Source organism: Streptomyces sp. NPDC031379 (assembly GCF_055569615.1).
The window spans coordinates 346,269-355,048 of sequence record NZ_JBVIIT010000006.1 but is presented as its reverse complement, the minus strand read 5'-3'; the positions used below and the strand labels follow the sequence as shown (position 1 = coordinate 355,048).

The 8,780-nt window shown below is 72.6% G+C and carries 6 protein-coding genes and 1 pseudogene; 5 read left to right on the top strand and 2 right to left on the bottom strand.

Annotation, left to right across the window (positions count from 1 at the left end):
• Positions 1-129 precede the first annotated feature (129 nt).
• Positions 130-1,230: pseudogene (locus ACZ5CW_RS11790) on the bottom strand (FUSC family protein); the annotation flags it as partial.
• Between the two features lie 230 nt (positions 1,231-1,460).
• Here ACZ5CW_RS11790 and ACZ5CW_RS11785 point away from each other — a divergent pair.
• The 4 genes from ACZ5CW_RS11785 to ACZ5CW_RS11770 all read left to right on the top strand — a co-directional run bounded on the left by ACZ5CW_RS11785 (position 1,461) and on the right by ACZ5CW_RS11770 (position 7,313).
• Entirely contained in the window at positions 1,461-1,937 is a 477-nt protein-coding gene (locus tag ACZ5CW_RS11785) for an Lrp/AsnC family transcriptional regulator (RefSeq protein ID WP_468600149.1), read from the top strand.
• 20 nt (positions 1,938-1,957) lie between these two features.
• Positions 1,958-2,653: an HAD family hydrolase gene (locus tag ACZ5CW_RS11780; RefSeq protein ID WP_468600148.1), complete on the top strand. Its 696-nt coding sequence runs from the start codon at positions 1,958-1,960 to the stop codon at positions 2,651-2,653.
• A gap of 133 nt (positions 2,654-2,786) precedes the next feature.
• Positions 2,787-5,615: a beta-L-arabinofuranosidase domain-containing protein gene (locus ACZ5CW_RS11775; protein WP_468600147.1), complete on the top strand. Its 2,829-nt coding sequence runs from the start codon at positions 2,787-2,789 to the stop codon at positions 5,613-5,615.
• Positions 5,616-5,813: 198 nt separating this feature from the next.
• Positions 5,814-7,313, top strand: coding sequence for an MFS transporter (locus tag ACZ5CW_RS11770; protein WP_468600146.1), 1,500 nt, complete (start codon positions 5,814-5,816; stop codon positions 7,311-7,313).
• 101 nt (positions 7,314-7,414) lie between these two features.
• Here the strand turns inward: ACZ5CW_RS11770 and ACZ5CW_RS11765 are convergent, their stop codons facing one another.
• Positions 7,415-8,221 carry a LysR family substrate-binding domain-containing protein gene (locus ACZ5CW_RS11765; protein WP_468600145.1) on the bottom strand — a complete coding sequence of 269 codons (807 nt, stop codon included), beginning with the start codon at positions 8,219-8,221 and terminating at the stop codon, positions 7,415-7,417.
• 58 nt (positions 8,222-8,279) lie between these two features.
• Here ACZ5CW_RS11765 and ACZ5CW_RS11760 point away from each other — a divergent pair, with 58 nt between their 5' ends.
• A complete protein-coding gene (locus ACZ5CW_RS11760; RefSeq protein WP_468600144.1) occupies positions 8,280-8,675 on the top strand; it encodes a DUF5997 family protein in 396 nt (131 codons plus the stop codon).
• Positions 8,676-8,780: the final 105 nt, after the last annotated feature.

Sequence of the window (8,780 nt, the reverse complement as noted above, 5' to 3'; positions counted from 1 at the left end):
GGGGCGGGAGGAAGGGCTGCTGTGTACGCGCTGTTTGCGATAGGGCCTTGTGCGCACCGGAAAAACCAGAGACACCACTCAGATCCACCCCCCCCCCCCCCTCTCCTCCCTCCCCCCCCCCCCCCCCCCCGGGTCGGCCGTGGCCGAGCCCGCGAGCCGGGCCGCGGCCTCGGCCGTGCAGGTGTGGACGCAGCGCAGGGCGCGCTGGATCCAGGCGTCGGTGGTGGCGTGCGTGGTGACCGGCAGCACGAACAGCACGCCGAGGGCGGCGCCGAGCGCTCCCACGCCGGTCTCGGCGAGGCGCAGCGCGAGCAGGCCGGGACTCAGGACGCCGAGGAGGCCGTAGAGCATCTCGGCGAGCACCGTCACCCAGAGCATCATCCAGGTGTAGGAGAGGGCGGCCGTGTAGAAGATGCCGAAGACGGCGACCGCGACGAGGACGGCCGTGGGGACGGGCGCGCCGTGCACGGGCACGGCGACGAGGAAGCCCAGGCAGATGCCGATCACCGTGCCGAGAACCCGCCGGAAGCCGCGTACCAGCGTCTCGCCGCGCGAGGCGGTGTTGACGAAGATCCACCAGGTGGCGCCGACGGCCCAGTACCAGCGCTGTCCGGACACCAGCTGGCCCACCACCAGCGCGAAGCCGGCGCCCGCCGTCGCCTGGACCGCCTGCCGGGTGGTGACCCGGGCCAGCCCGGTCCCGGCGGGCGGGGCGGGGGCGGCGGCCGGGGGCAGCCGGCGCTCGTAGCACCACACGCCGAAGCGGACCAGGGCGGCGCTGAGCACGGACAGCAGGACGGCGGCGTACAGCTCGGGCAGCTGGCCGGTGGTGGCGTGCAGGAACTGGGCCACGAAGAAGGTCATGAAGGCGAACACGCCGAGGCTGTGTCCGCGCGGACCCCAGCGGCGGGCGTACACGCCGACGCCGACGACGGCCAGGAAGGCGAGGTCGCGCGCCACGGGCCGGTCGTGCAGTCCGGCCGCGGCGGCGAGCACCGGCAGGCCCACGGCGGGCAGCAGCGCGGTGGTGACCGCCTGTCCGCGCACGGTCGGGTCGGCGACGGTGAACAGCGCGAGCAGCGCGGCGAGGCCGCCGGTGACCGCACCGGCGAGGGAGTGTCCGGCCAGGAGACAGACCACCACGGCCAGTCCGATGCCGAGGACGGCCCGAGCGGCGAAGCGCAACCGCGCCCGCCCCGGGTCCGGAGCCACGAACACCCTCTTCAGCACTGCTGCCCTCCCCTGGGAACACCGGCACAGAAAAGGCGCCGCGGGGGTCCGCAGCGCCATCGACCTGTCCATGAGAGCACCATCGAGGTCACTGGCTCAAGTGTTGTCCGAATCACTGAGCCATTGGCCCTGGAATGCGTGCGTACCCGTGTCGGCGGTAATGCCAACGGACCAGGTCGGGCGGAAGACGCCAGGCCAGGGTGGCTGGGCCATTGGTACAGTCGTAGATCATGGCCGTGGACGCACTCGACACCCGTATCCTGCGACTGCTCCTGGAGCAGCCGCGCACCAGCGTGCGCGAGTACGCCCGCATCCTCGGTGTCGCCCGGGGCACACTGCAGGCCCGCCTGGACCGCATGGAACGCGAGGGTGTGATCACCGGCACCGGTCCGTCCCTCTCCCCCGCCGCCCTGGGCCATCCGGTGCTGGCGTTCGTGCACATCGAGGTCACCCAGGGCCACCTCGACGATGTGGGCGACGCGCTGGCGGCCGTGCCGGAGATCGTGGAAGCCTTCTCCATCACGGGTGGCGGAGACCTGCTCGCGCGCGTGGTGGGCCGGGACAACGCCCATCTGGAGGACGTGATCCAGAAGCTGATCAGCCTCCCGGGCGTGGTGCGCACCCGCACCGAGGTGGCGCTGCGCGAGCGCGTCACGTACCGGCTGCTGCCACTGGTGGAGTCCGTCGGCCGGGCGGCCCGCGCCTGACGCTTGGCATCCTGGACCGCATGAGCGATCTCGGCGCCCTCTCGGTCATCTTCGATCTCGACGGAACGCTGGTGGACAGCGAGCCGAACTACTACGAGGCGAGTCGGCAGACCCTGGCCGAGCACGGCGTCCCGGACTTCACGTGGACGGACCACGAGAGCTACGTCGGCATCAGCACGCGGGAGTCGGTGGCGATCTGGCGCGAGCGCTACGGCCTGCACGCCTCGGTGGAGGAGTTGCTGGACGCGACGAACCGGCGCCACCTGGGGCTCGCCCGCAGCCGCACGCGCGCGTACCCGGAGATGCGGAAGTTCGTGGAGCTGCTGGCCGCCGAGGGGGTGCCGACGGCGGTCGCCTCGGGCTCCTCCCCGGCGGCCATCGCCGCGATCCTGGCGGGCACCGGCCTGGAGGCGTTCCTGCGCACGGCCGTGTCGGCCGACGAGGTCCGGCACGGCAAACCGGCACCCGACGTCTTCCTGGAGGCGGCCCGGCGGCTCGGGGCGGCCCCCGCCGACTGCGTGGTCCTGGAGGACGCGGCACCGGGCGCCGCCGCCGCGCACGCGGCCGGGATGCGCTGCATCGCGGTCCCGTACGTGGCCGCACAGGCGGACGCGCCCGGGTTCGCCACCGCGGCCCTGCTGCTGCGCGGCGGCCAGGGCGAGTTCACGGCACAGTCCGCGTACGCCTGGCTGAGGGAGATGGCCGGATCACGCTGAGCACCTTCCGCACCCGTCAGCCAGCCGTAAGCTACCCGTCAGTACCGTTGACGCCCCTCCACCCCTTCCCTATCTTCTGGGCGACTTGTCGAACGTCGTCCGAAATGCCGAACACACGGGAATCGAGGAGCACATGGCCCCGCCCCTCTCGCGACGCACCCTTCTGCAGGCGACCGCACTCGCCGCCGCGGCGACCGGAACGAGTCTGACTCCGGCCGCGGCGACCGGCCACCCACCCGCCGGGGCCCCGGCCGCGGCGACCGGCACCCCGCCCGCCGGCTCCCTCCGGCCGTTCGCGCTGGGTGAGGTGACCCTCGGTCCCGGGCTGTTCGCGGACAAGCGGGCGCTGATGCTCGACCACGCCCGGGGCTACGACGTGAACCGGCTGCTCCAGGTCTTCCGCGCCAACGCGGGCCTGGACACGGGCGGGGCGGTCGCGCCCGGCGGCTGGGAAGGGCTGGACGGCGAGGCCAACGGCAACCTGCGCGGGCACTACACCGGGCACTTCCTGACCATGCTGGCGCAGGCATACGCGAGCACGGGCGAGGAGGTGTTCGCGGAGCGGATCCGCACCATGGTCGGCGCGCTGACGGAGGCCCGGGAGGCACTGCGCCGGGACCCGGTCGTGCTGTCGGCGGACGGGTGGTTCGGCTCGGCCGTCGAGCGGACACGCGGCTCCTGCCAGTACGTCGACCTGCCCGCCGGGGTGCTGGGCGGCACCGCCGCGGTCACGCTGTCCGCCTGGGTGAAGCCCACGCACCAGGCGGACTGGGCCCGCGTGCTGGACTTCGGCGACGACACCACCCGGTATCTGTATCTCGCCTTGCGCAACGCGGCCGGCGTCCCGAGGTTCGCGGTCACCGTCTCCGGCACGGGCGGCGAGCAGGGGCTGAACGGGACCGCTCCGCTGCCGCTGAACGAGTGGAGCCATCTGGCGGTGACGCTCGGGGACGGCACCGGCACCCTCTACGTCAACGGCACCGCGGTGGCCCGCGACACCGGCATGACGCTCACCCCGGCGGCCCTGGGCACCCTCGCCGATCACTGGCTGGGCCGCTCGCACTACGCCGCCGACCCGGTCTTCGCGGGCGCGCTGCAGGAGTTCCAGATCTGGTCGCGGGTACTGAGCGCGGCCGAGGTCGCCGAGTTGCAGGGCGCACGGGCGGCCGAGACCTCCGCCGGGCCCGGCGACCTGGTGTCGTACCGCTTCGACGAGACGTCCGGCTCGCGCTTGTCGGACTCCTCCGGGCGCGGCCTGACCGCCACCCTGCGCCGCACCTGGGGCGGGCCCAGCCATCCCGGGTTCCTCGCGGCCTACCCGGAGACGCAGTTCATCCTGCTGGAGTCGATGACGAGCAGCGACTACACCAAGGTATGGGCGCCGTACTACACCGCGCACAAGATTCTGCGCGGGCTGCTGGACGCGCACCTCGCCACCGGCGACGCGCGGGCGCTCGACCTCGCCGCGGGTCTGGGCGACTGGATGCACGCACGGCTGTCCCGGCTGCCCGCCGCCACGCTCCAGCGCATGTGGGGGATCTTCTCCAGCGGCGAGTACGGCGGGATCGTGGAGGCGATCTGCGATCTGCACGACCGCACCGGAAGGCCCGAGCACCTCGCGCTGGCCCGCCTGTTCGACCTCGAGCGGCTGATCGACGCGTGCGCCGCCGACACCGACGTGCTCGACGGCCTCCACGCCAACCAGCACATCCCGATCTTCACGGGTCTGGTCCGGCTGTACGACGCGACCGGCGAGCAGCGCTACCTGACCGCCGCGAAGAACTTCTGGCACATGGTCGTACCGCACCGTATGTACGGCATCGGCGGCACCAGCACGGGCGAGTTCTGGAAGGCGCGGGACGTCATCGCGGGGACCCTCTCCGCGACCGACGCCGAGACGTGCTGCGCGTACAACATGCTGAAGCTGAGCCGTTCGCTGTTCCTCCACGAACAGGACCCGGCCTACATGGACTACTACGAGCGGGCGTTGTACAACCAGGTCCTCGGCAGCAGGCAGGACAGGCCGGACGCCGAGAAACCGCTCGTCACCTACTTCATCGGGCTGACACCCGGTCATGTCCGCGACTACACGCCCAAGCAGGGCACGACCTGCTGCGAGGGCACCGGCATGGAGAGCGCCACGAAGTACCAGGACTCGGTGTACTTCGCCGCGGCCGACGGCAGCACGCTCTACGTGAACCTCTACAGTGCGTCGACGCTCGACTGGGCCGCGAAGGGCATCACCGTCACACAGCGTACCGGCTTCCCCAGGGAGCAGGGCAGCACGCTCACCATCGGCGGGCGGGGCCGTGCCGCCTTCGCTCTGCGGCTGCGCGTGCCCGCGTGGGCGACCGGTGGCTTCCGGGTGACGGTCAACGGGCGCGTGGTGGAGAAGGGTTCGACACCGGACGGCCATGTCACGGTCTCCCGCACCTGGCGCCCCGGGGACACCGTCCGGGTGAGCATGCCGTTCCGGCTGCGCGTCGAGAAGGCACCGGACGACCCGTCCCTCCAGACACTGTTCCACGGACCGGTCAACCTGGTCGGCCGCAACTCCTCGACGGAGTACCTGGAGTTCGGTCTGTACGGCAATGCCGCGCTGTCCGGCGACCTCCTGCCGTCCCTGGCCCCGGTCTCCGGCTCCGCACTCCACTACATCCTGGACGGTACCGAGTTCGCCCCCTTCTTCGAGGGGACCGAGGACCCGGCACACGCCTACTTCCGCCGGTCCGAACCCCGGGTGGTGTTCGGCGGCCTCGACTCCGGCGTCGCCAACCCGGCCCGTCCCGATGGCACCACGTTCCTGGACGCGGTGTGGGCGGGAGCGCCGTTCCGGGACAAGGACGCACTCCTGGCACGGGTGCGGGACGTCGTGGACGCGTGGGTGGCCGAGGAGCGGCTCGGACGGGCGGACGGCGAGGCGGTGGTGCGTACGGCACGGAAGGCGTCGTACGTGGCGTGAGAGCCGTCGTACGTGGCGTGGAGCGCTGTCGTGAGCGGTGTGCGGCGCCGTCGGGTGTGACGTGGAGCGCCGTCGTGAGCGGTGTGCGGCGTCGTCGGGCGTGACGTGGAGCGACGTCGCGTGGCAGGAGAGGTCTCGGGGGTGACCCGCGCGGTGGTTCTGCGTGCGCGGCGGGCCGCGGCTGCTTAGCGTGACCACATGACCACAGACCAGGCCCGGCCCGCCTCCGACGACCGGCGGTGGAAGGCGCTCGCGGTCTGTCTGGCCGCGGGCTTCATCTCGCTGCTCGACACCTCGATCGTGAACGTGGCGCTGCCCTCGTTGGAACGCGGGCTCGGGGCCTCCGAGGCCGCCCAGTCATGGGTGGTCTCCGGGTACGCCCTCACTTTCGGGCTCGCGCTGGTCCCGGCCGGCCGGCTGGGCGACATGCGCGGACGCCGGCAGGCCTTCCTGTTCGGGCTCGCCCTGTTCACGGTGGCCTCCACGGCGTGCGGTCTCGCGCCCAGTGCCTCCTGGCTGGTGCTGTTCCGGCTGATCCAGGGCACGGCGGCGGGCATGGTCGCGCCGCAGACCTCGGGGCTGATCCAGCAGATGTTCCAGGGCTCCGAGCGGGCCAAGGCCTTCGGCGTGCTCGGCAGCGTCATCGGGGTGTCGACGGCGGTGGGCCCCCTGGCGGGCGGCCTGCTGATCAATGCCGTCGGCACCGACGACGGCTGGCGCTGGGTGTTCTTCGTCAACCTGCCGATCGGGGTGGCCGCCTTCGCCGCGGGGCTCCGGCTGCTGCCCCGTTTCCCGGTGTCGGCGGGACGGCACGAGACGTTCGATCTGATCGGAGTGCTGCTCCTCGGCTCCGGCGTGCTCGCGCTGATGCTGCCCCTGGTGCAGGAGCAGCAGTGGACCGGTCGGGAGAAGTGGGCGCTGATGCCGGTGGCCGTACTGCTGCTGGGCGCCTTCTGGGCGTGGGAGAGTCGGGAGGGCCGGCTCGGGCGAGCACCGCTGGTCGATCTGGCCCTGTTCTCGCTGCGCTCCTTCACGCTGGGCGCTCTGATCAGCCTCACGTACTTCGCCGGCTTCACCACGGTCTTCTTCGTCTACACCCTGTACCTGCAGAACAGCGTGGGATACAGCGCGCTCACGGCGGGCCTCACCGTGCTGCCCTTCGCGGCGGCCTCGGCGATCGGGGCCGCCGCCGGAGGCCGGCTGGTCGTGCGCTTCGGCCGCAAGCTCGTCGTCATCGGCCTGTGCGGGGTGGCGTTGGGGCTGCTCGGGGTGGTCGTCGCGGTGCAGCTGGTGCCCGGGCCGGGCGTGGGATGGGCGTCGGCGCTGCCGCTCCTCGTCGGGGGCATCGGCTCCGGCCTGACGGTCTCCCCGAACACGACCCTCACGCTCACCCGCGTTCCCGTGCACCGTGCCGGCGCGGCCGGCGGCGTCCTGCAGACGGGTCAGCGCATCGGCTCGGCGGCCGGGATCGCCGTCGTGGGCGCGGTGTACTTCGCGCAGCTCGGCAACCACGGGAGGCCCTCCACGGCGATTCAGCTCGGGTTGCTCACCGCCGTGGGGCTCACCATGATCGCGCTGGTGCTGGCGGTCGCCGACCTGCGGGAACGCCAGGTGCACCCCGAACCGGAGAAGGCCGTCGAGGCGGTCCGCCGGGGCTCCGGAGAGGGCGGGGCCGAGGAGAAGGTCCCGCACGGGTAAGGTCCCGCACGGGTCGTGAGAGGCCCGGCCGAAGGGCTCAGGCCGGAGGCGCCTGCCGGGGTCGGCCCTCGGCACCCTCGAGCACCGGCCCCCTCCCCCTCTCAGGACCTTTTGCGCGGCTTCCCCCGCTTGGCCGGCTTGCCGCCCCCCGAGCCCGCACGACCGCGCGAGGTGCGGCCCGCCGACTTCGCACCCGCCCCCTTCGCGCCCCCCGACTTGGCGGGCGCGGGCTTCTTCTGCCGGTCGCCCCCCTGCTCCGGCCGGCCGCGCTGCCGCTCCGTCCCGGCCTCGGCGGGCGTACGGCCCCGTGTGCTGTTGACCGTGCGGCCGCGGACGATGCCGATGAAGTCCTCCACCAGATCGGTGGTGGCCTCCTCCGGCCAGGACAGCGCGACGCTCGACTCAGGAGCGTCGACGACCGGGCGGTAGGTGAGGTCCCGGCGGTGGTACAGGCGGGCCAGGGACTGCGGGACGACGAGGAGGCCGACGTTCGCCGCCACCAGCTCGATCGCGTCAGGGGTCGTCGCGGGCCGCTCGAAGGCCGGCTCGCCGGGCGGGCTGTCCCAGTCGAAGACGTCGTCGAGGGGGTGGAAGAGGACCTCGTCGGCGAGGTCGGCGAGGGTGACCTCGTCCGCCGCCGTGATCAGGTGGTCCTTGGGGACGACCACCACCGTGGTCTCGGTGTACAGGGGGATCGCGCTGAAGAAGCCGCGGTCCACGGGCAGCCGTACGAGGCCCGCGTCGGCCTCCCCGGCCCGCATCAGCTCGGGCGCCTCGGCGGCGGGTACCTGGACGAGGGTGAGCGGGATGCCGGGCAGGCGCTCGTTCCAGACCTTCACCCATTTGGCGGGTGTCACTCCGGGGACGTACGCGAGCCGGAACGACGGTGATTCCTCCGAGCCTGTCACCAGGCCAGGTTACCGGCCGTGGTCGGCCCGCCCGCACACGGCCGATACCCTTGACCTCATGAGTTCGCAGCAGAGCACCCAGACGATGAAGCCCGCCACCGCGGCGAAGAAGCTGGGTGTGTACCTCCCCGCCACCCCCGCCTCCTTCCAGGAGGGTGCGGTCTCGCGCACCGAGCTGAACGAGCTGCAGGCCAATCCCCCTCAGTGGCTGCGTGAGCTGCGACAGAACGGCCCCCACCCGCGCCCCGTGGTCGCCGCGAAGCTGGGCGTGTCCATCGCCGGTCTCGCGCGCGGCGGGGTCACCGAGGCGCTGACCACCGAGCAGATCGAGACGCTCAAGCAGGAACGGCCCGAGTGGCTGGAGAAGGAGCGAGCCACCCAGGCCGAGGTCCGCAAGGAAGCCGCACGGATCAAGAAGAAGAACGCCGAGCGCGCCGAAGACTCGCGCCCCTGACCTGGAGCGCCCCTCGGCGCCTCTCGCAGCGGGGGGGGGGGGGGGGGGGGCCCCTCGCCTAGAGGGGGGGGGGGGATGTGGTGAGGGGGGAGGAGGAGGGCGTCG

Bases quoted from the DNA above. Each gene is read 5' to 3' on its own strand.
- ACZ5CW_RS11760 (WP_468600144.1), top strand. From the start codon at position 8,280: ATGAGTTCGCAGCAGAGCACCCAGACGATGAAGCCCGCCACCGCGGCG.
- ACZ5CW_RS11775 (WP_468600147.1), top strand. From the start codon at position 2,787: ATGGCCCCGCCCCTCTCGCGACGCACCCTTCTGCAGGCGACCGCACTC.
- ACZ5CW_RS11785 (WP_468600149.1), top strand. From the start codon at position 1,461: ATGGCCGTGGACGCACTCGACACCCGTATCCTGCGACTGCTCCTGGAG.
- ACZ5CW_RS11780 (WP_468600148.1), top strand. From the start codon at position 1,958: ATGAGCGATCTCGGCGCCCTCTCGGTCATCTTCGATCTCGACGGAACG.
- ACZ5CW_RS11770 (WP_468600146.1), top strand. From the start codon at position 5,814: ATGACCACAGACCAGGCCCGGCCCGCCTCCGACGACCGGCGGTGGAAG.